This is a genomic window from Agrobacterium sp. B1(2019) (assembly GCF_008274755.1).
Lineage (GTDB): Bacteria > Pseudomonadota > Alphaproteobacteria > Rhizobiales > Rhizobiaceae > Agrobacterium > Agrobacterium salinitolerans.
Map to the genome: position 1 here is coordinate 2,718,644 of NZ_VTPB01000001.1, position 19,225 is coordinate 2,737,868.

Annotated in this window: 22 protein-coding genes; 9 read left to right on the top strand and 13 right to left on the bottom strand. The window is 59.9% G+C overall.

The window, feature by feature from the left end:
* Positions 1-3: 3 nt before the first annotated feature.
* From AGR1_RS13555 to sdhC, 4 genes are read right to left on the bottom strand one after another with little or no spacing between them, the layout of a single operon-like run.
* Positions 4-783: a succinate dehydrogenase iron-sulfur subunit gene (locus AGR1_RS13555; RefSeq protein ID WP_149147125.1), complete on the bottom strand. Its 780-nt coding sequence runs from the start codon at positions 781-783 to the stop codon at positions 4-6.
* Positions 784-798: 15 nt separating this feature from the next.
* A complete protein-coding gene (gene sdhA / locus AGR1_RS13560) occupies positions 799-2,640 on the bottom strand; it encodes a succinate dehydrogenase flavoprotein subunit (RefSeq protein WP_149147126.1) in 1,842 nt (613 codons plus the stop codon).
* Between the two features lie 7 nt (positions 2,641-2,647).
* The gene (sdhD, locus tag AGR1_RS13565) at positions 2,648-3,028 is read right to left on the bottom strand and encodes a succinate dehydrogenase, hydrophobic membrane anchor protein (protein ID WP_149147127.1); all 381 of its coding nucleotides are present in this window, start codon (positions 3,026-3,028) and stop codon (positions 2,648-2,650) included.
* Between the two features lie 11 nt (positions 3,029-3,039).
* Positions 3,040-3,432, bottom strand: coding sequence for a succinate dehydrogenase, cytochrome b556 subunit (gene sdhC, locus AGR1_RS13570; RefSeq protein ID WP_077985505.1), 393 nt, complete (start codon positions 3,430-3,432; stop codon positions 3,040-3,042).
* Between the two features lie 304 nt (positions 3,433-3,736).
* On the opposite strand from sdhC, the gene AGR1_RS13575 reads away from it, so the two are divergent.
* Positions 3,737-4,105: a hypothetical protein gene (locus tag AGR1_RS13575; RefSeq protein ID WP_162927541.1), complete on the top strand. Its 369-nt coding sequence runs from the start codon at positions 3,737-3,739 to the stop codon at positions 4,103-4,105.
* Here the strand turns inward: AGR1_RS13575 and AGR1_RS13580 are convergent, their stop codons facing one another.
* From AGR1_RS13580 to tsaD, 5 genes are all read right to left on the bottom strand, one after another.
* Entirely contained in the window at positions 4,106-4,750 is a 645-nt protein-coding gene (locus tag AGR1_RS13580; RefSeq protein WP_149147128.1) for a methyltransferase, read from the bottom strand. It lies immediately after the preceding gene.
* 7 nt (positions 4,751-4,757) lie between these two features.
* Positions 4,758-5,201, bottom strand: a complete 444-nt coding sequence (locus AGR1_RS13585; RefSeq protein ID WP_080792466.1) for an EVE domain-containing protein — start codon at positions 5,199-5,201, stop codon at positions 4,758-4,760.
* A gap of 6 nt (positions 5,202-5,207) precedes the next feature.
* Positions 5,208-5,501 (bottom strand): YciI-like protein, encoded by a 294-nt coding sequence (locus tag AGR1_RS13590; protein WP_080792463.1) that lies wholly within the window; start codon positions 5,499-5,501, stop codon positions 5,208-5,210.
* Between the two features lie 88 nt (positions 5,502-5,589).
* Positions 5,590-6,573, bottom strand: a complete 984-nt coding sequence (locus AGR1_RS13595; RefSeq protein WP_149147129.1) for an NAD(P)H-dependent glycerol-3-phosphate dehydrogenase — start codon at positions 6,571-6,573, stop codon at positions 5,590-5,592.
* Complete coding sequence (gene tsaD / locus AGR1_RS13600; RefSeq protein WP_149147130.1) at positions 6,573-7,670, bottom strand: tRNA (adenosine(37)-N6)-threonylcarbamoyltransferase complex transferase subunit TsaD; 1,098 nt, start codon at positions 7,668-7,670, stop codon at positions 6,573-6,575. The genes AGR1_RS13595 and tsaD overlap by 1 nt, the downstream gene beginning before the upstream one ends.
* Before the next feature lie 73 nt (positions 7,671-7,743).
* On the opposite strand from tsaD, the gene hemC reads away from it, so the two are divergent.
* The 6 genes from hemC to AGR1_RS13630 all read left to right on the top strand — a co-directional run bounded on the left by hemC (position 7,744) and on the right by AGR1_RS13630 (position 13,782).
* Positions 7,744-8,673, top strand: coding sequence for a hydroxymethylbilane synthase (hemC, locus tag AGR1_RS13605; protein ID WP_149147131.1), 930 nt, complete (start codon positions 7,744-7,746; stop codon positions 8,671-8,673).
* A 4-nt stretch (positions 8,674-8,677) separates the two neighbouring features.
* On the top strand, positions 8,678-9,418 hold the full coding sequence (locus AGR1_RS13610) for a uroporphyrinogen-III synthase (protein WP_149147132.1): 741 nt from the start codon (positions 8,678-8,680) through the stop codon (positions 9,416-9,418).
* Between the two features lie 73 nt (positions 9,419-9,491).
* Positions 9,492-10,937, top strand: a complete 1,446-nt coding sequence (locus AGR1_RS13615) for a COG4223 family protein (protein WP_149147133.1) — start codon at positions 9,492-9,494, stop codon at positions 10,935-10,937.
* Between the two features lie 4 nt (positions 10,938-10,941).
* A complete protein-coding gene (locus AGR1_RS13620) occupies positions 10,942-12,558 on the top strand; it encodes a heme biosynthesis protein HemY (protein WP_149147134.1) in 1,617 nt (538 codons plus the stop codon).
* 14 nt (positions 12,559-12,572) lie between these two features.
* Positions 12,573-13,061, top strand: a complete 489-nt coding sequence (locus AGR1_RS13625; RefSeq protein WP_149147135.1) for a TerB family tellurite resistance protein — start codon at positions 12,573-12,575, stop codon at positions 13,059-13,061.
* Positions 13,051-13,782 (top strand): glutamine amidotransferase, encoded by a 732-nt coding sequence (locus AGR1_RS13630; RefSeq protein WP_080792443.1) that lies wholly within the window; start codon positions 13,051-13,053, stop codon positions 13,780-13,782. Before AGR1_RS13625 ends, AGR1_RS13630 begins: the two co-directional genes overlap by 11 nt.
* A gap of 78 nt (positions 13,783-13,860) precedes the next feature.
* Here AGR1_RS13630 and AGR1_RS13635 read toward each other — a convergent pair whose 3' ends face one another.
* The gene (locus AGR1_RS13635; protein ID WP_149147136.1) at positions 13,861-15,093 is read right to left on the bottom strand and encodes an MFS transporter; all 1,233 of its coding nucleotides are present in this window, start codon (positions 15,091-15,093) and stop codon (positions 13,861-13,863) included.
* 244 nt (positions 15,094-15,337) lie between these two features.
* Between AGR1_RS13635 and AGR1_RS13640 the strand changes: the two genes are divergently transcribed.
* Both AGR1_RS13640 and AGR1_RS13645 read left to right on the top strand, forming a co-directional pair.
* Positions 15,338-15,628: a YggT family protein gene (locus tag AGR1_RS13640; protein ID WP_080792438.1), complete on the top strand. Its 291-nt coding sequence runs from the start codon at positions 15,338-15,340 to the stop codon at positions 15,626-15,628.
* Positions 15,625-15,930: a DUF167 domain-containing protein gene (locus AGR1_RS13645; protein ID WP_080792435.1), complete on the top strand. Its 306-nt coding sequence runs from the start codon at positions 15,625-15,627 to the stop codon at positions 15,928-15,930. The genes AGR1_RS13640 and AGR1_RS13645 overlap by 4 nt, the downstream gene beginning before the upstream one ends.
* Positions 15,931-15,936: 6 nt before the next feature.
* Here AGR1_RS13645 and ppa read toward each other — a convergent pair whose 3' ends face one another.
* From ppa to typA, 3 genes are all read right to left on the bottom strand, one after another.
* Entirely contained in the window at positions 15,937-16,470 is a 534-nt protein-coding gene (gene ppa, locus AGR1_RS13650) for an inorganic diphosphatase (RefSeq protein WP_003523485.1), read from the bottom strand.
* A gap of 168 nt (positions 16,471-16,638) precedes the next feature.
* Positions 16,639-17,145, bottom strand: coding sequence for a GNAT family N-acetyltransferase (locus AGR1_RS13655; protein WP_080792434.1), 507 nt, complete (start codon positions 17,143-17,145; stop codon positions 16,639-16,641).
* A 210-nt stretch (positions 17,146-17,355) separates the two neighbouring features.
* Positions 17,356-19,179 carry a translational GTPase TypA gene (typA, locus tag AGR1_RS13660; RefSeq protein WP_077985492.1) on the bottom strand — a complete coding sequence of 608 codons (1,824 nt, stop codon included), beginning with the start codon at positions 19,177-19,179 and terminating at the stop codon, positions 17,356-17,358.
* Between the last annotated feature and the right edge of the window lie 46 nt (positions 19,180-19,225).

The following is a 19,225-nucleotide window of genomic DNA, read 5'->3' on the forward strand; positions in this document are numbered from 1 at the left end:
CCTTCAAACGCGGCGCTCGACCATCATCTTCTTGATTTCCGCAATCGCCTTGGCCGGGTTCAAGCCCTTGGGGCAGGCCTGCGCGCAGTTCATGATGGTGTGGCAGCGGTAAAGGCGGAACGGATCCTCGAGATTGTCCAGACGCTCGCCGGTCGCCTCGTCGCGGCTGTCGATCAGCCAGCGATAGGCCTGCAGCAGAACGGCCGGACCGAGATAACGGTCGCCATTCCACCAGTAGCTGGGACAGGAGGTGGAGCAGCAAGCGCAGAGAATGCATTCATAAAGACCGTCCAGCTTCAGGCGGTCCTCATGGCTCTGCTTCCACTCCTTGGCGGGCGTCGGCGAAACCGTCTTCAGCCAGGGCTCGATGGAGCGGTGCTGCGCATAGAAGTTCGACAGATCGGGAACCAGGTCCTTCACCACAGGCATATGCGGCAGCGGATAGACCTTCACCGTCCCGTTGATCTCGTCCATGCCCTTGGTGCAGGCGAGCGTATTGGTGCCGTCGATGTTCATCGCGCAGGAACCGCAGATGCCTTCGCGGCAGGAGCGGCGCAGCGTCAGCGTCGGGTCGATATTGTTCTTGATGTAAAGAAGAGCATCGAGAACCATCGGTCCGCAATCATCGACGTCGATATAGAAAGTATCGATGCGCGGGTTCTGGCCATCATCCGGGTTCCAGCGATAGACGCGGTATTCGCGCACATTCTTGGCACCATCCGGCTTCGGCCAGACCTTGCCTTCGCTGATCTGGGAATTCTTGGGGAGAGCGAGTTCAACCATATCCAGTTCCTCAAATCAGTAGACGCGCGCCTTCGGCTCAATCTTTTTCGGATCGATGCCGTCGGCGATGAGGTCGGTGTGAACCGGGCGATAATCGAGCTTGACGTCGCCTTCGGGGCTGACCCAGGCAAGCGTATGCTTGCGCCAGTTCACGTCGTCGCGACCACCGAACGGACCGTCGACGAAATCCTCGCGGGCGTGCGAACCACGGCTTTCCTTGCGCGCTTCCGCGCCATAGACCGTGGTGATCGCGTTGGCCATGAGGTTGTGCAGCTCGAGCGTTTCGACCAGATCGGAGTTCCAGACCATCGAACGGTCGGTAACCTTGACGTCGGGCAGCTCTTTCCAGATGGCGGAAAGACGCTGGCAGCCGCTCTCGAGCGATTCCTGTGTACGGAACACAGCCGCATCGTCCTGCATGGCGCGCTGCATCTTGTCGCGCAACACAGCCGTCGGCGTCGAGCCATTGGCGTAACGCAGGCTGTCGAAGCGTTCCATGATCTTGTCGCATGCCGCAATGTCGAGCGCGGGAACCGGCGCATCGCGGTCGATGACCTGGGCTGCGCGGATGGCGGCAGCACGGCCGAAGACCACGAGGTCGATAAGCGAGTTCGAACCAAGGCGGTTTGCACCGTGAACCGAGGCGCAACCGGCTTCACCCACCGCCATCAGGCCGGGCGCGATGCGTTCCGGGTTGTTGGCATCGGCGTTCAGCACTTCACCCCAATAGTTGGTCGGAATGCCGCCCATATTGTAGTGAACGGTCGGGAGAACCGGGATCGGCTCGCGCGTCACGTCAACGCCGGCGAAAATCTTGGCGCTTTCGGAGATGCCCGGAAGACGCTCATGCAGGATCGCAGGATCGAGGTGATCGAGATGCAGGAAGATGTGGTCCTTGTTCTTGCCGACGCCTCGGCCTTCACGGATTTCCATCGTCATGCAGCGCGACACCACGTCGCGCGAGGCAAGGTCTTTCGCGGAAGGCGCATAACGCTCCATGAAGCGCTCGCCTTCGGAGTTGACGAGATAACCGCCTTCGCCGCGCGCACCTTCCGTGATGAGGCAGCCTGCGCCGTAAATGCCGGTCGGGTGGAACTGGACGAACTCCATGTCCTGGAGAGGCAGGCCCGCACGGGCGATCATGCCGCCGCCGTCACCGGTGCAGGTGTGGGCAGAGGTCGCCGAGAAATAGGCACGGCCGTAACCGCCGGTCGCCAGCACCACCATCTTGGCGGAGAAGCGGTGGATCGTGCCGTCATCGAGGTTCCAGGCGACGACGCCGGTGCAGCGGCCATCAGGCGCCATGATGAGGTCGAGCGCGAAATATTCGATGAAGAATTCAGCGTTGTTGCGCAGCGACTGGCCATAAAGCGTGTGCAGAATGGCGTGGCCGGTACGGTCGGCGGCAGCGCAGGTGCGCTGCACCGGCGGGCCCTCACCGTAATTCTGCATGTGGCCGCCAAACGGGCGCTGATAAATCTTGCCTTCTTCGTTACGCGAGAAAGGCACGCCGTAATGCTCCAGCTCATAGACCGCCTTCGGCGCTTCCATGGCGAGATACTGCATCGCGTCGACATCGCCCAGCCAGTCGGAACCCTTTACGGTGTCGTAAAGGTGCCACTGCCAACAGTCGGGCGTCATATTGGTGAGCGATGCAGCGATGCCGCCCTGCGCTGCGACGGTATGGGAGCGCGTTGGAAAAACCTTGGTGATGCAGGCGGTCTTGAAACCCTGCTCGGCCATGCCGAGCGTGGCGCGCAGACCCGCGCCGCCGGCGCCCACCACGATCACGTCATAGGAGTGATCGACATAGGTATAGGCCTTGCCATTCTGGGAAGGTGAACTGATCGAAGCCATGGCGAACTTATCCTACGAATGCGATTTTCAGGATGGCGAAGATCGAAAGGCCACCGATGAGGATCGCGAAAAATGTATTCAGCATCAGAAGAACGAGCTTCGAAACTTCGGCGTGAATGTAGTCTTCGATGATGACCTGCATGCCGAGCTTCATGTGGATGAGGCCGGAGACCAGCACCAGAGCCATAATGACAGCGACGAGCGGGTTCGACAGCGCGGCGGCGACTACCGGATAAGGCGCGCCAGCATATTTGATGAGAAAGACCACGAAAAAGATCAGTAGCGGAACGTTGGCGACCGCAGTGACGCGCTGGCGCAGGAAATGGTCCGTACCTTCCTTGGCAGAGCCGAGACCGCGAACCTTTCCGAGAGGTGTACGCATATCCATGAAAAATCTCCTCAGCGCACGATCAGGGCAATGACCCAGATCAGCGCGGTCAGACAGATCGACACGACCCACGAGGCCTTTGCCAGCTTGGTGGTAAAGTGCTTTTCAAAGCCATGCCCCAGATCCCACATGAAGTGGCGAAGACCACCCAGCATGTGGTGAACCAGAGCCCAGGTGTAACCGATCAGGATGAGCCTGCCGATAATGGTGCCCATCGCCCAGTTGACCCAGTCGTAATAGGCAGGGCCCGAGGCAAGCGCGATCAGCCACCAGGCAACCAGAAGTGTTCCGAAATAAAGTGCGCCGCCGGTGATGCGGTGCACGATGGATGCAACCATCGTCGGAATCGGCTTGTAAATTTGAAGATGCGGCGACAGAGGCCGGTTATTAGTCGCATTCGCCATCAGAACCTCGCGGCGTTTTCCCGTGCACCCATCAGACAGGGCGCCCCCAAGCAACAGCACATGACGAAAGAATGTGCATTGCACCAACCGCGACGTTTAATCACATGCCAGCGTCACCACAAGCACATTTCACGGCCGATTCGAATTTAATCGATTGGTTCACGAATTTTTTTTGGATTTTTTTGCGTGAAAATAAAAAAACAAGCGTTTCCAAGATTTACGCCCCCGAAATATTTACCTTTACGTAATTCAGAAAAGGTGTAATTTACGATTGGTTAACCTCAAAAACCGGAGCATGAAGCTCATGTTACAGCGCCGAATCGCCGCCCTGACCATGACGGTCGCTGGCGCAATTTTCACCTTCGCGCCACCGGCGGCGGCAGGGGATTTTTATGGTCGCCACCAATATCGGCATCATCAATCCGAGGTAAGCTTCTCTGCCGATGGGTTGCCATCAACCCTTCCCGGCGGCACCTATGTCGGCGGCATAGCAGCCCTGCGGGTGCGCGGGAATGGCAACTATTTCGCGATCAGCAGCGGCTTTTCACGAAGAGGTGCGGCCGATAAAACGGGCATGCAACTGGCCCCCAGGGCGAAAATCATCTCTGTCCATGCCGAAAACGCCGACGATGCCTGCGCGTATGAGCATGGCGTCTGCATCATCAGGCCCTGATCAGATAAAACGCCACACCGTGGTCTTCTTCACTTCGCTGTCTTCCAGCGCCCGCGTCACCGGCACCTGATAGGTCGCCTCGGCGCGAAGGCGCTCTTTGGGCAGATAGGCCCGCCCCGGATCGCCGACGAGGACGCTCACACCCTTCTCAGTCAGCGCCAGAAACCACGGCACGAGAAGATCGGCAAAGTCGCGGTCGTAGAACACGTCGCCCGCCAACAGGACATCGGCCTCGACCGGCTTGCCGACCAGGTCGAACCCCGTAAAGCTGATATCCACGTCATTGAGTGCCGCATTCAACCGAATGGCTGTTTCCGTCCACGGATCGATATCGGCGGCCAGAACCTTGGCTGCACCGGCCTTTGCCGCCGCGATGGCAACCAGCCCGGAACCACTGGCGAAATCCAGCACATGCTTGCCGCAAACACTCTCAGGATGATCGAGAACATAACGGGCAAGCCCTTGCCCGCCGGCCCAGGCGAAGGCCCAGAACGGTGGCGGCAGACCGATCTCTTCCAGCTCATCTTCCGTCTTTAGCCACAGCTCATGAGCCTCCGTGGCAAGATGAAGACGCAATTCCGGCACATGCGGCGGGTGCATGATGCCAGTATTGTCGAGAATGAAGCGTTCGGGATTGGTCTTCACCGAAGCATCAGTCCGGTGACTTAGGCGGGTTGGCGAGGCCGCCCATGCGACAAACCTCGAGATACTCCTCCTCCGTCACTGGCTGCACGGAAAGCCGCATGGAGGTGACGAGAGACATCTTTTCCAACTTGGGATTAGCCTTCACATCCTTCAGCGAAACCGGCTGCGGCATATCGCAGACGGCGCGGATATCGACGCAATCCCACTTCAGATCACCTTCCGCCGTCGAGTCCGGATGCGACAATGCACAGACTTCGACGATACCGACGACATCCAGCCCCTCATTGGAGTGGTAAAAGAAACCCTTGTCGCCGATCTTCATGGCCCGCATGTTGTTGCGCGCCTGATAATTGCGCACGCCGGTCCATTCTTCACCCGCCTCGCCCCTGGCCTTCTGCATCTCCCAGGACCATTTGAACGGCTCGGACTTGTAAAGCCAATAATTCGCCATGTCCGGTCATGCTCCCGGATTGTTGAAGACCCAGTTATAGGGCTTCACATCGACGCTTTCGAACAGGCCGGCCTTGGCATAGGGATCGGCGTCGGCAAGGGCCTTGGCCGCATCGATATCAGCCGCTTCCACGATGACGAGGCTGCCATTCGGCTTGCCTTCGGCATCCAGAAACGGGCCGGCGATCTTCAGCGTGCCCTCGGCATTCAGTTTGTTCAGATGTTCCAGATGGGCCGGGCGCGTTTCCATGCGCACGTTCAGATGGCCGGACTTGTCCTTGCAGATAAAGGCAAACAGCATTGTCGTCTCCTTGCTGGAGCATGTCTCCCAAAAGCGTCAGCGGTTTCGGGACCAGGACATGCGTAAAAACTATTCAAAGGCCCAACCCTCATTCGGTGGTGATGGGCCGTGTCATCAATTGTTGCATGGCGCTCGCCACATCCAGATTGCCGTCGATGATCGCAGCCACCGCTTCGGTAACCGGCATGTCGACGGCGTGACTTTCTCCGAGCCGGGCGGCGACGGCAGCCGCAAAGGCACCCTCTACCAGCCCGCTGGACGTGTCCTTGCCCTCACCCCGGCCAAGCGCGATGCCGAAACGCAGGTTGCGCGACTGGTGGCTGGTGGCGGTCAGCACCAGATCACCAAGCCCGGAAAGACCCCGTACCGTATCGGCCTTGCCGCCCATGGCAACGATGAGACGCGACATTTCGGCAAGCCCACGGGAGATCAGCGCCGCCCGGGCGGAATCGCCAAGCCCCGCGCCTTCGACGATGCCGGCGGCAATGGCGAGGACATTCTTCAGCGCCCCGCCAAGCTGCACGCCGATGCGGTCAGTGGAGGCATAAAGCCGGAAGGTCCTGCCGGAGATCGTGGTCGCCAACCGGTCGGCAACCCCTGCATCTTCCGCCGCAATCGCCATGGCTGTCGGCAATCCGCGCGCGATATCCGCCGCAAACCCCGGGCCGGAAAGGACCGCAATCGGGTGATGCGGCAGTTCCGCTTCCAGAAGCTCCGTCAGCAGACGACCGGAGCTGCGGTCGATGCCCTTGGCGCAGGTGACGATGATAGAGTCGTTAGCCAGATAAGGACCATAATGACGCGCCGCATCCGCATGAGCCTGCGAGGGCATGGCGAAGAGCACGACATTGGCGCCAGCCAGCACATCCGGCTCGGCTGAAAATTCAAGCGCGTCCGGCAGTTCGACACCCGGCAGAGCCGCCTCGTGCACGCGGTCGCTCCTGAGGTCGGCCATCAGCGATGGATCGCGGCCGAGCAAGGTGACGTCATGCCGGTTTTCCAGCGCAATGACGACGGCAAGCGCTGTTCCGAAGGCGCCGGCGCCGATAACGACGATTTTTTCCCGCTGCATCAGGCCTTGGCTCCCCTTTTGCCGAAACCGATCAAAGTCTCCGCATTGCCATCAAGTGGCCAGCGCGAGCGCGGCGGTACCTCCAGCGGATCGGCTTGCCTGCCATCCGCCATGCGCTCTAGCCCCGCCCAGGCGATCATCGCCGCATTATCCGTGCAAAGCCGGTGCGGCGGCGCGACGAAACGGAAGCCGTGGGTATCGCAAAGCGACTGCAGCGTCTGGCGGATTTCCTGATTGGCGGCGACACCGCCGGCGACGACCAGAGCAGGTGTCGTCTCCAGCTGCGGAAACTCCTGGCTGAAACGAACAAGGCCACGGCCGATACGGTCCTTCAGGGTGCGCGACACCGCTTTCTGGAAGGAGGCGCAGATATCGGCAATATCCTGCTCCGAAAGCGGCGCGATGGCGGTCGCGGCCTGCCGCACCGCTGTTTTCAAGCCCGAGAAAGAAAAATCAAGCCGTGTCTCACCCACCATCGGACGCGGAAGCGGAAAACGGTCCGGGTCACCCTTTGCCGCCGCTTTCTCTACGGCAGGCCCGCCAGGATAGGGCAAGCCCAGAAGTTTCGCGGTCTTGTCAAAGGCTTCACCCAAAGCGTCATCGATAGTGGTTCCCCAGCGCTCATAGTCGTCCACGCCGCGCACCAGCACCAGCTGGGTGTGGCCGCCGGACACCAGCAACATCAGATACGGGAACGACAGACCATCGGTCAGCCGCGCCGTCAGCGCGTGGCCTTCCAGATGGTTGATGGCATAAAGCGGTTTGCCGGCCGCCTTGGCGATAGCCTTGCCGGTCATCAGCCCCACCAGCAGGCCACCGATGAGGCCGGGGCCGGATGTGGCGGCAATAGCGTCGACATCGGCAAGAGTGACGCCCGCCTGCTCCAGCGCCTCTTCCACCAGCGTATCCAGCGCTTCGACATGGGCGCGGGCGGCAATTTCCGGCACCACGCCGCCATAGGCGCTGTGTTCCTCCAGCTGCGACAAAACGACGTCGGAGACGATCTCGCCACGCCCGTCCGCATGCCGAACCACAATGGATGCAGCGGTTTCGTCACAGCTTGTCTCTATGCCAAGGATACGAAGAAAGGGGGTCATCAAATCTGTTCGTTCATTGCGATCATGCGCTGAGTTGGTCTAAGACAACTCCGGTAACAATGGATAGACGCGGATGCAAACAAAACCTTTCCGAATCGGCACGCGCGGCAGCCCGCTGGCGCTCGCGCAGGCTTACGAGACGCGCAACCGGCTTATGGCAGCGCACGGCCTGCCGGAAGAAATGTTCGAAATCGTCGTGCTGTCCACCAAAGGCGACCGGATAACCGATCGCGCTTTGTCGGAGATTGGGGGCAAGGGTCTCTTCACGGAGGAACTGGAAAGCCAGCTTCTCTCCGGTGAGCTCGACATGGCAGTGCATTCTTCCAAGGACATGCCGACCGTTCTGCCCGAAGGCCTCTATCTGTCCGCTTTCCTGCCGCGCGAAGATATACGCGACGCCTTCATCGGCCGCACCGCACCGAAGCTGATCGAACTGCCGCATGGAGCCGTGGTCGGCTCCGCATCCCTGCGTCGCCAGGCGCTCATCCGCCGCCTGCGGCCGGATCTCAGCGTCATCATTTTTCGCGGTCAGGTCGATACGCGGCTGCGCAAGCTGGAAGAAGGCCAGGCGGATGCCACACTTCTTGCCTTTGCCGGCCTGAAGCGGCTTGGCAAGGACAATGTGCCGACGGAAATTCTCGACCCGAAGGAATTTCCTCCTGCTCCGGCCCAGGGCGCAATCGGCGTGGAAAGCCGCATCGGCGATACGCGCATGGACGAACTGCTCGCTCCCATAAACGACAGGCCTACTCGTGACGCCGTTACCTGCGAGCGCGCCTTTCTGGCCGCGCTCGATGGTTCTTGCCGCACGCCGATTGCCGGTTACGCCACCTGCGACGGCGACGACTTGCATTTTTTCGGCCTGATCCTCACCCCCGACGGCCAGACGAGCCACGGCATCGAAATCTCCGGCAACCGCCGCGATGCGGCAACGCTCGGCTGGCAGGCCGGCGAAGACGTGCGCGCCAAGGCCGGCAGCAATTTCTTCGAAGGCTGGAGCTGAGGCGATGCGGATCGTCATCACCCGGCCGCAGCGTTCGGGCGAAAGGACGGCCGCAAAGCTTGAAGCACTTGGCCATGAGCCGGTGCTTCTTCCGCTGTTTTATCCTGTCCATCATGGGGAACGCGCCGTCTCGGCGCTATCCGCCCCGCTGGCGGCCATCGCGGTGACCAGCGCCGAGGCGCTGCGGGCGCTGGAAACATCACGGGACGGGCTGGCTCCCTATCTGTCAAAACCGCTGTTCGCCGTCGGCGGAGCAACGGCGGAAGCGGCGGAAAAAACCGGCTTCGAACAGATTTTCACCGCCTCCGGCGACGCCGCCAGTCTGATCGCGCTGGTGACTGAGCACCAGACTCTGTTTGCCAAAGAAGAACCCCTGCTCTATCTCGCCGGCAGGCCCCGTGGCGCCACCTTCGAGGAAGGCCTTGCCGTCGCTGGCATTCCCTTCAGAACGGTGGATTGTTACGAGATGCTGCCCTCCGGTATTTCGGAGACGATGCTTGAGACGGCGCTTGTCGAAAGCGTTGCCAATGTGGTCCTGCTCTATTCATCGGAAGCGGCGCGGGCCTTTTTTCATCATGTGTCGACGCAAAAATACGTGGCGGCGCTGGCAACGACACAATTCATCTGCATCAGCCGCAACGTGTTTTCTCTCGTTCCTCAAATCTTCCGCGCAAACGCCAAGGCCGCCAGCGAGCCGAGCGAGGCGGCGATGTTCGAACTTCTGCGCCATAACTCTGGAACCTAATTCGAGCTCGCCTCTTTCCTTTGCCGCCGTCACTGACTAGGTTTAGATTACTGCAGGCAGAAATGAGGTTGTCATGGTATCGGGAAAGCCGCCACGCCACTCCAAGTCCAAAGCCGAACCGGTCACCATCGACCTGGACGCCAAAGACGTGAAAGCAATTTCCGCCGACGTGGACGCTGCCAAGACGGACGAAAAGCCCGGTGACAAAACACCGGAGGCTACCGCAGGACCCGGAGTCTCGGCCGCAAAGTCGGAAGCAGCCGCAACGGGTAACCCCGCCCCCGTCTGGGACCAGCCCAAGAAAACCCCTATCGAGCCCGAACCCAATGTCGGCAAAGCTGAATCCGAGGCCACGGCGCCGAAGGCTGAAAGCGCTGCGGGCAAACAGAAAGAGCCTGTCTCGACGGCCCCTGTTCCCCCGAAAGCCGATACAAAACCGTCGACGGGCGCCACTGACACGAGCGCCGCTGCGGCGGCGGCGGCGAAGCAGGCCTCCGGCTCCACAGCGTCCTCCAGCGCATCAAGCGGCGGCGCCGCTGCGAAACCATCAACGGCAACCTCTTCCTCAGGACCGGCAAAGCCCTCCACCCCACATCAGGCGGAGCGCACACAGGCGGCGACCTCCGGCCTCATCGCGGCGGGTATCGTCGGCGGCCTTGTGGCGCTCGCCGCCGCAGGCAGCATGCAATATGCCGGCATCCTGCCCTCCTTTAATGCAGGCCAGGCGGGAAGCGAGGAAATCGCCGCATTGAAAACGGATCTGAGCAGCTTACGGCAGCAGCTTGCCAATGCGCCTGCCGCCGACACTTCGGCGCTGGAACAGCGCATTGAAACCCTCGAAGGCGCAAAGGGTGAGACCCCACAATTAGATGGACTGTCGGAAAAAATCGCCGCGCTGGAATCCACCCTCCAGTCGGAGCAATCCGCGCAGGCATCGGCGACGGCGGAACTGACACGCCGTCTTGCGGATGCGGAAGCCAAGATCAACGAACCGCGCGACGATATCGAAGTCGCCCGCGCCATTGCTTCAGCCGCATTGAAGGCCGCGATCGATCGCGGTGGGCCGTTCCTCACCGAACTCGACACGCTATCGAAGGTCACGCCTGATGATCCGGCCATCACATCGCTGCAATCCTTCGCCGCAACCGGCGTACCGTCGCGTTCCGAGTTGATGCAGAAATTCCCCGATGCCGCCAATGCGATGCTGTCAGCCATCAACCAGCCTGACCCCAATCAGGGCATTATGGAACGCCTGACGGAAAGCGCCTTTTCGCTGGTGAAGGTGCGCCCGGTCGGAAATATCGAGGGAGAGACACCCGAAGCCCAGATCGCGCGCATGGAAAACAAGCTGCGCAACGGCGATCTGCAAGGCGCAGCGCTTGAATGGAACGGCCTCCCAGATGCCGCCAAGACGGCATCCGCCGATTACAAGAAATCGCTGGATGCGCGTATCGAGGTCGAAAATCTGGTGGGCGGCACGTTGAACCGTGCCATCACCAGCACCGGCAGGCAGGGGTAAGGGCATGACCAGAATTCTGACTTTCGCCGTTATCGTTCTGGCTCTCGGCTTCGGTTTTTCCTGGCTGGCCGACAGACCGGGTGTGCTTTCCATCGTCTGGCAAGGCCAACTGATCGAAATGAGCCTGATGGTCGCCGCCTCCATAATTGCGGCGCTGGTTGCCGCCGTTATGCTGGTCTGGTGGGTCGTCAACGCCATCTGGACCTCGCCCAATGCCGCGCGTCGTTATTTCCGCGCCCGAAAGCGCGACCGTGGTTATCAGGCGCTATCCACCGGTCTCATTGCCGCCGGCGCCGGCAATGCCCTCCTTGCCCGGAAGATGACGGCACGAACACAGGGGTTGCTCAGCGCCGATCAGGAGCCGCTAATCCACCTGCTCGACGCGCAGGCCGATCTTATCGAAGGAAAATATGACGCGGCGCGGCGCAAATTCGAAGCCATGGCCCGCGATCCCGAAACCCGCGAACTTGGCCTTCGGGGTCTTTATATCGAGGCGCGCCGTCAGGGCGCCTACGAAGCCGCCCAGCAATATGCCGAGGATGCAGCGGAAAAGGCGCCCTATCTGCCCTGGGCAGCACAGGCGACGCTGGAAAATCGTTGTCGCAACGGACAATGGGACGATGCCATCCGCCTGCTCGACCAGCAGAAGGCTGCCGGCGTCATCGAACGCGGCGAGGCCGAACGTCTGAAAGCCGTGCTTCTTACCGCCAAGGCCGGCGAAAAGCTGGAAAGCGATCCGGTTGGCGCGCGCGAGGACGCCAAACACGCTCTCAAGCTCGCCAAGAGTCTGGTTCCGGCAGCGCTGATCGCGGCGAAATCCTATCTCCGGGAAGACAATCTGCGCAAGGCAGCCACGGTTCTTGAACCCGTATGGAAACACGATCCGCACCCGCAGATCGCCGAACTTTATGTCCGGGCACGCAGCGGCGATACCGCCATCGACCGGCTGAAACGGGCTGAGCGGCTGGAAAGCCTGAAGCCCAACAATATCGAATCCCTGTTCGCGGTGGCGCAGGCAGCGCTCGACGCCAAGGAATTTGCCAAGGCGCGGGCCAAGGCCGAAGCCGCCGCCCGGATCGAGCCGCGCGAAAGCATCTTCCTGCTGATGGCCGACATCGAGGAAGCCGAAACCGGTGATCAGGGCCGGGTACGCTACTGGATGGCACAGGCGCTGCGCGCGCCGCGAGACCCCGCCTGGGTTGCCGATGGTATTGTTTCGGAAAAATGGCTGCCGGTGTCGCCCGTTACCGGCCGTCTCGATGCCTTCGAATGGAAAGCACCTTTTGGCCAACTCGAAGGCCCCGTCGAGGATCTCACGATCGAAAATGCGATTGCCGCAGCACCGGCAAGGGCCGAACCGGCTGCGAAGACAATCATTGCAGAAGCAGTGCCGGAGACACGCGCCGAACCGAAACCGACCCCGGCCGCGCCGATTGAGGTCAAACCGGCCGTATCGGTCCCGAAGGAGAAAAAGCCGGTCACAATCGAAGCGCCAGTGGAAACTGAAGCCACGGATGAAAGGGCGCAAGCCGTGCCCTTTTTCGGCGGCGCGCCGGATGACCCCGGCGTCAAAAAACCCGGCGCGGAAGCCGAACCCAAGACTCGGCTTAAACTCTTCTGACCAACAGGATATCGATGTTCCAGCAAATACAGTCGTTTATTCAGAACCTTGTCGGCCCGCATGCGGGCGATTTCAGCCCGGACGATCTGAGGGTGGCAGTGGCCGCCCTCTGTTTTCAGGTCATGGAAGCGGATGGCACCGTCTCGAAAAGCGAGCGTGACCGCCTGCGCGAAATCCTGCAGGAGTATTACCATCTCGATGCCAGCAAGCTGGAGGCGCTTCTTGCTGCCGGCCAGGAGGCCGGCAAGGAAGCCGTCGATTATTACCGCTTCACTGCCGATATACGCCGCCATCTCGACGAACATCAACGCGTGGAGCTTATTGGGATATTATGGGATATTGTTTACGCTGACGGCGAACGAAGCGAAATGGAAGACCATGTGATCTGGCGGGTAGCCGATCTGCTTGGTGTATCCGTGCGCGACAGGGTTCTGCAACGTCAGCAGGCCGCCACGAGGTCCGGGCCCGCTGAAGAAAGCGAAAACGAAAACGATGCTGTTTGACCCTTCCAGGCAACAGGAAAAACAACCATCGCTGCTCATCGTCCTGCATCAGGAACGTTCCACCCCCGGCCGCGTCGGCCAGATGCTGGTGGAAAAAGGGTATCGTCTGGATATAAGGCGCCCAGCACTCGGCGATGACCTGCCGCAAACGCTGGAGAAACACGCAGGCGCCATCATATTCGGTGGCCCGATGAGCGCCAACGATTCCCATGACTACGTCAAAGCCGAAATCGACTGGCTGAAGGTGCCCCTGAAAGAAAACAAGCCTTTTCTCGGCATCTGCCTCGGCGCGCAGATGCTTTCCAAACATCTCGGCGGCAAGGTGGAGGCCGACAGGGACGGTAAGGTCGAAATCGGCTGGTATCCTCTTCATGCCACCGAACATGGGCGGCTCCTGATGCCGCATTGGCCGAAGATGGTCTATCATTTCCACAAGGAAGGGTTCGAGCTGCCGCGCGGAGCCGAACTTCTGGCCTCGGGCGAGACCTACCCCAATCAGGCCTATCGCTATGGAAAAAATGCTTGGGGCTTGCAGTTTCACGCCGAACTGACCCGCGCCATGATGCATAGCTGGGTGGTGCGCGGCGCGCAGCGGTTCGGCATGCCCAATGCACAGTTGGGCAGCCAGCATCTGGAAGGCCGCATGCTGTTCGACACGCCTCTCAGGGCGTGGCTCGGCAATTTTCTCGATCTGGTTTTTGAAGGCAAGGCGCAGCGCTAAACCATTTCCAGTAAAAGTACGTAGCGGTTTTACGTTCGGAAAATGCGTAAAAACGAAACGATCTAAGCCCCATCGCCATCAGTGCGGCGCATCCAGATTGTCGATCTTGCGCAGCTTGGAGAAACCGAGCGCCCAGATAACCGCCACAGCAAGCGTGCCCGCCCCGCCGATGACGACTGCGGGCACCGCTCCGACGACATGGGCCATGGTGCCAGCGCGGAACTCACCCAACTCGTTCGATGCGCCGACGAACACCATATTCACGGCATTCACACGCCCGCGCACCTCGTCCGGTGTCCAGAGCGCAATCAGGGTCTCGCGCACATAGACCGACACCATGTCCGATGCACCCATGACAACCAGCGCGGCGATGGACAGCCACGCGGTTTGCGAAAGCCCGAAGACGACGGTGGAAACGCCGAAGAGGCCGACGCCAACGAACATCAGCAGGCCCGCATGGTGGCGGATGGGTTTAAACGCCAGAATGACCGCAACGGTGATGGCCCCGATGCCAGGCGCGGCACGCAGAAGCCCAAGGCCCCATGGGCCGAGCGTCAGCACTTCCTTGGCAAAAATCGGCATCAACGCAACAGCACCGCCGAGCAACACCGCGAAAAGATCGAGCGAGATCGCACCGAGAACGATTTTTTCGTGCGAGATGAATTTGAACCCGGCCAGCATGGTTTCGAGACTGATGGCTTTTGCCGGCCCGCGTTGTTCCGGCTTGCGGATTGCTACTGCAAGCGCCGCGGAAACAATGAAAAGCACGAGCGCTACGCTATAGGCGACGGAGGCCCCGAGGCCATAAAGCAGACCACCGGCGACAGGGCCAAGAATCGACGCCATCTGCCATGAAGACGAATTCCAGGCGATAGCATTCGGCAAATCCTCGACCGGCACGAGATTGGGTGCCAGCGACTGCACCGCCGGCCCCATGAAGGCCCGCTCTATGCCGAAGACGACGAGAATGGCGAAGACCGGCCAGGGCGAAAAGCTGTGCATCAGCGTGAGGCTAAGAAGCGCCGCAGCGCAGAGCGCCGCAATCAGCAGGCATATGGCCATGATGCGCCGGCGATTGTGCCGGTCGGCGACCGTTCCCGTGACGAGGATCAGAAGCAGCGAGGGCAAAAACTGGAAAAGCCCGATCAGACCCAGATAAAAGGCGTTGCCTGTCACCTCATACATCTGCCAGCCGACCGAAACGCTGACGATCTGGATGGCGAAGGCCGAGAAAAACCGGGCGCTGAAAAAGCGGCGATAGGAAGTATGCCGGAATGCGCCAAAGCGATTATCGGCGGAAGGGAGGGACATCGGCTGGGTGCTCGCGAGACAATAGGAGAGCTTTGCAATAGAGCGATATGGCAGGAATCGCCAGCCCTCATCGATGGATGACGAAAAGTGCAGGCGGTTTTGTGCGAATTCCCGCTGCAAGGCCACAAGCCGGACTGCCAGGATCGCCGGTCGATGAGGCCAAAGTTCATTACGATCAGGGGCAAGACTTGCCGGTTCACCAGCGAATGTCTAAATGTCTTGCAACCAAGATACGGAGATATTGATGCTTGCCCTGTTTCAGACCATCGATCTGGCTTTGAACCTCTATACGTGGGTGCTGATCGCCAGCGCTATTTTTTCCTGGCTTTACGCCTTCAACGTCATCAATTCCCGCAACCAGTTCGTGAACGCCATCGGCAGCTTCCTAGTTAATGTCACGGAACCGGTTCTGCGCCCCATCCGCCGCATTCTGCCCAACCTCGGCGGCATCGACATTTCGCCGATCATCGTGCTCCTGATCATCTTCTTCATCCGCTCCTTCATGTGGAACACGCTTTACCCGATGGTCGCTTGAGCGGTTGCTGGCAGAAGCACGGTGATCACGTCCGCCTGACCGTCCGTCTCACACCGAATGGCGGGCGGGACGCCATCGACGGCGTGGAAAAGGATGCGGAGGGAAACACACATCTCAAGGCCCGTGTCAGCGCCGTGCCGGAAGGCGGCAAGGCCAACAAGGCCCTGATTGTTTTCCTGTCAAAAAAACTCGGCCTGCCGAAATCCTCCATCAGCTTCGTTTCAGGCGAAACGGCGCGTAAAAAAATCCTCCGGATCGATACCGACCCGGAGGATTTCGAAGAGCTATTTAAAAAGCTTTAGGGCAGATCAGCCCTGCGCCTTGTAGCGCTCGATGGCTTCAACGATCAGCTTCTTGGCAACGTCAACATCCTGCCAGCCGCCCATCTTCACCCACTTTCCGGGCTCCAGGTCCTTGTAGTGCTCGAAAAAGTGCTCGATCTGCTTCAGCGTGATTTCCGGCAGGTCGGTGTAGTTGTGGACCTTGTCGTAACGGCGCGTCAGCTTCGGAACCGGCACGGCGAGAATCTTCTCGTCCTTGCCGCCGTCATCTTCCATGATCATCACGCCGATAGGGCGGACATTGATGACGCAGCCTGGAACCAGCGGACGGGTATTGCAGATAAGAACGTCGATCGGATCGCCATCGTCGGACAGGGTGTGCGGTACGAAACCATAATTACCCGGATAGGTCATCGGCGTGTAGAGGAAGCGATCAACGATCAGCGCACCCGCATCCTTGTCCATCTCGTACTTGATCGGATGTCCGCCGACCGGCACTTCAACGATGACATTCACGTCATCCGGCGGATTCTTGCCTACGGAAATTGCATCGATACGCATTCGCTTCCCTCATTCGACGGGTTGGATTTGGTTTTCGATACTGGGAAAGTCGCCGCATTGCAACATGGCTTTGGGCGGATAAGGCAGAATGCGGGATTTGAGGCTATCGCAATGGCGCATGGCCGTCCGCGAGAATGAATCCCGGCCCAAATCACCCGGCATTGTTTGTCAGTTCCAGACGAAACCGACCTTGCGAAGCGACTTGCCGTCGAAATCTTCCATGCCTTCGGCAACATCGCGGCCGCCGTGAGAGCGGAAAAAGCGGTTGGCCACATCGCTGTCTTCAAGGCACCAAACAACGATGCCGTTGCAACCAAGCGAGGTCAGCAATCTGCGCGCTTCCGTAAACAGCAGCGAGCCAAGCCCGATGCCCTGATATTCCGGGCGGAGATAGAGTTCGTATATCTCGCCATCATGCGGCAAGCCGCGCGCGCGGCTGAGGCCCAGCGTCGCATACCCGGCAACCACACCGGCTACTTCGACCACCAGCATGGTTGCGGAACCTTTGGTCGCCTTCTTCCACCAGATTTCGCCACGGCGCTCCAGCATCTGCATCAACGGCCGGTGCGGGATAAGCCCTGCATAGGCCTGTTGCCACGACAGACGGTGCGCCTCGGAGATGGCACGCGCATCATGCGGTTCAGCACGGCGAACATCGATGGATAACGTTTTCATAACGCGATTCTGGCCCCGGCCACGGAAACTTACCAGTCATAAAGGTTAACGCCGGCAAGCTTACCCACAGCCTATTCATGTGGACGACCATGAAAAATTAACGCATCCTTAACCTTTGGCAAAGCGCCTTTCGACTCATGCACACATAAAAACGAACGCATAAAAAAACCCGGCCAAAGCCGGGTTTTTCGAAAGCATGGATCAAGCCTATCAGCTGGCTGCAAGCTTTGCCTTTTCGAAACGCTTGCGGTCGTTCGGGTCGAGGTAGAGCTTGCGAAGACGGATCGACTTCGGCGTGACTTCGACGAGCTCATCATCCTGAATCCAGGACAGCGCACGCTCCAGCGTGAACTTGATCGGTGGCGTGAGCTTCACCGCCTCATCCTTGCCGGCGGCGCGGATGTTGGTGAGCTTCTTGCCCTTCAGCACGTTCACGTCGAGGTCGTTGTCACGGCTATGAATGCCGATGATCATGCCCGCATAAACCTTCTCGCCGGCATCGATGATCATCGGGCCGCGATCTTCAAGGTTGAACAGGGCATAAGCGACTGCTTCGCCGGATTCGTTCGACAGCAGAACGCCGTTGACACGGCCGCCGATCTCGCCCTTGTAAGGCTGGTAGTCGTGGAACAGACGGTTCATCACAGCCGTGCCGCGCGTGTCGGTCAGAAGTTCAGACTGATAACCGATAAGGCCGCGGGTCGGCGCGAAGAAGACCAGGCGGACGCGATTGCCGCCCGAGGGACGAAGCTCGACCATCTCGGCCTTGCGCTCGGACATCTTCTGAACAACGACACCGGAATGTTCTTCATCAACGTCGATGACGACTTCTTCGACCGGCTCCATAAGCTGGCCGTTTTCATCCTTGTGCATGACAACCCGCGGACGCGAAACGGCAAGTTCGAAGCCTTCGCGGCGCATGTTCTCGATCAGAACCGCCAGCTGCAATTCACCGCGACCGGAGACGAAGAACGAATCCTTATCGGCGGATTCTTCGATCTTCAGCGCAACGTTGCCTTCGGCTTCCTTGAACAGGCGGTCGCGAATGACGCGGCTCGTGACCTTGTCACCTTCGGTGCCGGCGAGCGGCGAATCGTTGACGATGAAGGACATGGTAACCGTCGGCGGATCGATCGGCTGCGCCTGCATCGGCTCCATGACGGCAGGATCGCAGAAGGTATCGGCGACGGTGCCCTTGGAGAGGCCGGCAATGGCGACGATGTCGCCCGCATGGGCTTCTTCGATCGCGGTGCGCTCGATACCGCGGAAAGCGAGAATTTTCGAGATACGGCCGTTTTCAATCAGCTTGCCGTCCTGGCCCAGAACCTTGACGGCCTGGTTCGGCTTGATCGAACCGGAGGCGATGCGACCGGTGATGATGCGGCCGAGGAAATTGTTAGCCTCGAGGATCGTGCCGATCATGCGGAACGGCCCCTCTTCGACCTTGGGCTCCGGAACGTGCTTGACGACGAGATCCAGCAACGGCGCGAGACCTTCGTCGGTCGGGCCTTCCGGATTGACGTTCATCCAGCCGGAGCGGCCGGAACCGTAAAGGATCGGGAAATCTAGCTGTTCGTCGGTAGCGTCGAGCGCCGCGAAAAGGTCGAACACTTCGTTGACGACTTCCTCATGGCGGGCGTCCGGACGGTCGATCTTGTTGATCGCGACGATCGGGCGAAGACCGACCTTCAGCGCCTTGCCGACCACAAATTTGGTCTGCGGCATCGGGCCTTCGGCAGCATCGACCAGAACGATGGCGCCATCCACCATCGACAGGATACGCTCGACTTCACCGCCGAAGTCGGCGTGACCGGGGGTGTCGACGATGTTGATGCGGGTATCTTTCCACTCGATCGAGGTCGCCTTGGCGAGAATGGTGATGCCGCGCTCTTTTTCAATGTCGTTGGAATCCATCACGCGCTCCATCACGCGCTGGTTTTCACGGAACGAACCGGATTGCTTCAGAAGCTCGTCAACAAGCGTCGTTTTTCCATGGTCAACGTGCGCGATGATCGCGATGTTGCGAAGTGCCATTGTTTAAAATCTCTGAGGTTGGGCGCTATATTGATGAGAAACGCCA

Excerpts from the sequence above, each read along its gene's own strand:
- hemC (WP_149147131.1), top strand. The coding sequence starts at position 7,744 with ATGCAAACAAAACCTTTCCGAATCGGCACGCGCGGCAGCCCGCTGGCG.
- AGR1_RS13620 (WP_149147134.1), top strand. The coding sequence starts at position 10,942 with ATGACCAGAATTCTGACTTTCGCCGTTATCGTTCTGGCTCTCGGCTTC.
- tsaD (WP_149147130.1), bottom strand. The coding sequence starts at position 7,670 with ATGACCCCCTTTCTTCGTATCCTTGGCATAGAGACAAGCTGTGACGAA.
- sdhA (WP_149147126.1), bottom strand. The coding sequence starts at position 2,640 with ATGGCTTCGATCAGTTCACCTTCCCAGAATGGCAAGGCCTATACCTAT.
- AGR1_RS13555 (WP_149147125.1), bottom strand. The coding sequence starts at position 783 with ATGGTTGAACTCGCTCTCCCCAAGAATTCCCAGATCAGCGAAGGCAAG.
- AGR1_RS13590 (WP_080792463.1), bottom strand. The coding sequence starts at position 5,501 with ATGCTGTTTGCCTTTATCTGCAAGGACAAGTCCGGCCATCTGAACGTG.
- AGR1_RS13630 (WP_080792443.1), top strand. The coding sequence starts at position 13,051 with ATGCTGTTTGACCCTTCCAGGCAACAGGAAAAACAACCATCGCTGCTC.
- AGR1_RS13625 (WP_149147135.1), top strand. The coding sequence starts at position 12,573 with ATGTTCCAGCAAATACAGTCGTTTATTCAGAACCTTGTCGGCCCGCAT.
- sdhD (WP_149147127.1), bottom strand. The coding sequence starts at position 3,028 with ATGGATATGCGTACACCTCTCGGAAAGGTTCGCGGTCTCGGCTCTGCC.
- sdhC (WP_077985505.1), bottom strand. The coding sequence starts at position 3,432 with ATGGCGAATGCGACTAATAACCGGCCTCTGTCGCCGCATCTTCAAATT.
- AGR1_RS13575 (WP_162927541.1), top strand. The coding sequence starts at position 3,737 with ATGTTACAGCGCCGAATCGCCGCCCTGACCATGACGGTCGCTGGCGCA.
- ppa (WP_003523485.1), bottom strand. The coding sequence starts at position 16,470 with ATGCGTATCGATGCAATTTCCGTAGGCAAGAATCCGCCGGATGACGTG.
- AGR1_RS13585 (WP_080792466.1), bottom strand. The coding sequence starts at position 5,201 with ATGGCGAATTATTGGCTTTACAAGTCCGAGCCGTTCAAATGGTCCTGG.
- AGR1_RS13640 (WP_080792438.1), top strand. The coding sequence starts at position 15,338 with ATGCTTGCCCTGTTTCAGACCATCGATCTGGCTTTGAACCTCTATACG.
- AGR1_RS13615 (WP_149147133.1), top strand. The coding sequence starts at position 9,492 with ATGGTATCGGGAAAGCCGCCACGCCACTCCAAGTCCAAAGCCGAACCG.
- typA (WP_077985492.1), bottom strand. The coding sequence starts at position 19,179 with ATGGCACTTCGCAACATCGCGATCATCGCGCACGTTGACCATGGAAAA.
- AGR1_RS13635 (WP_149147136.1), bottom strand. The coding sequence starts at position 15,093 with ATGTCCCTCCCTTCCGCCGATAATCGCTTTGGCGCATTCCGGCATACT.
- AGR1_RS13595 (WP_149147129.1), bottom strand. The coding sequence starts at position 6,573 with ATGCAGCGGGAAAAAATCGTCGTTATCGGCGCCGGCGCCTTCGGAACA.
- AGR1_RS13655 (WP_080792434.1), bottom strand. The coding sequence starts at position 17,145 with ATGAAAACGTTATCCATCGATGTTCGCCGTGCTGAACCGCATGATGCG.
- AGR1_RS13610 (WP_149147132.1), top strand. The coding sequence starts at position 8,678 with ATGCGGATCGTCATCACCCGGCCGCAGCGTTCGGGCGAAAGGACGGCC.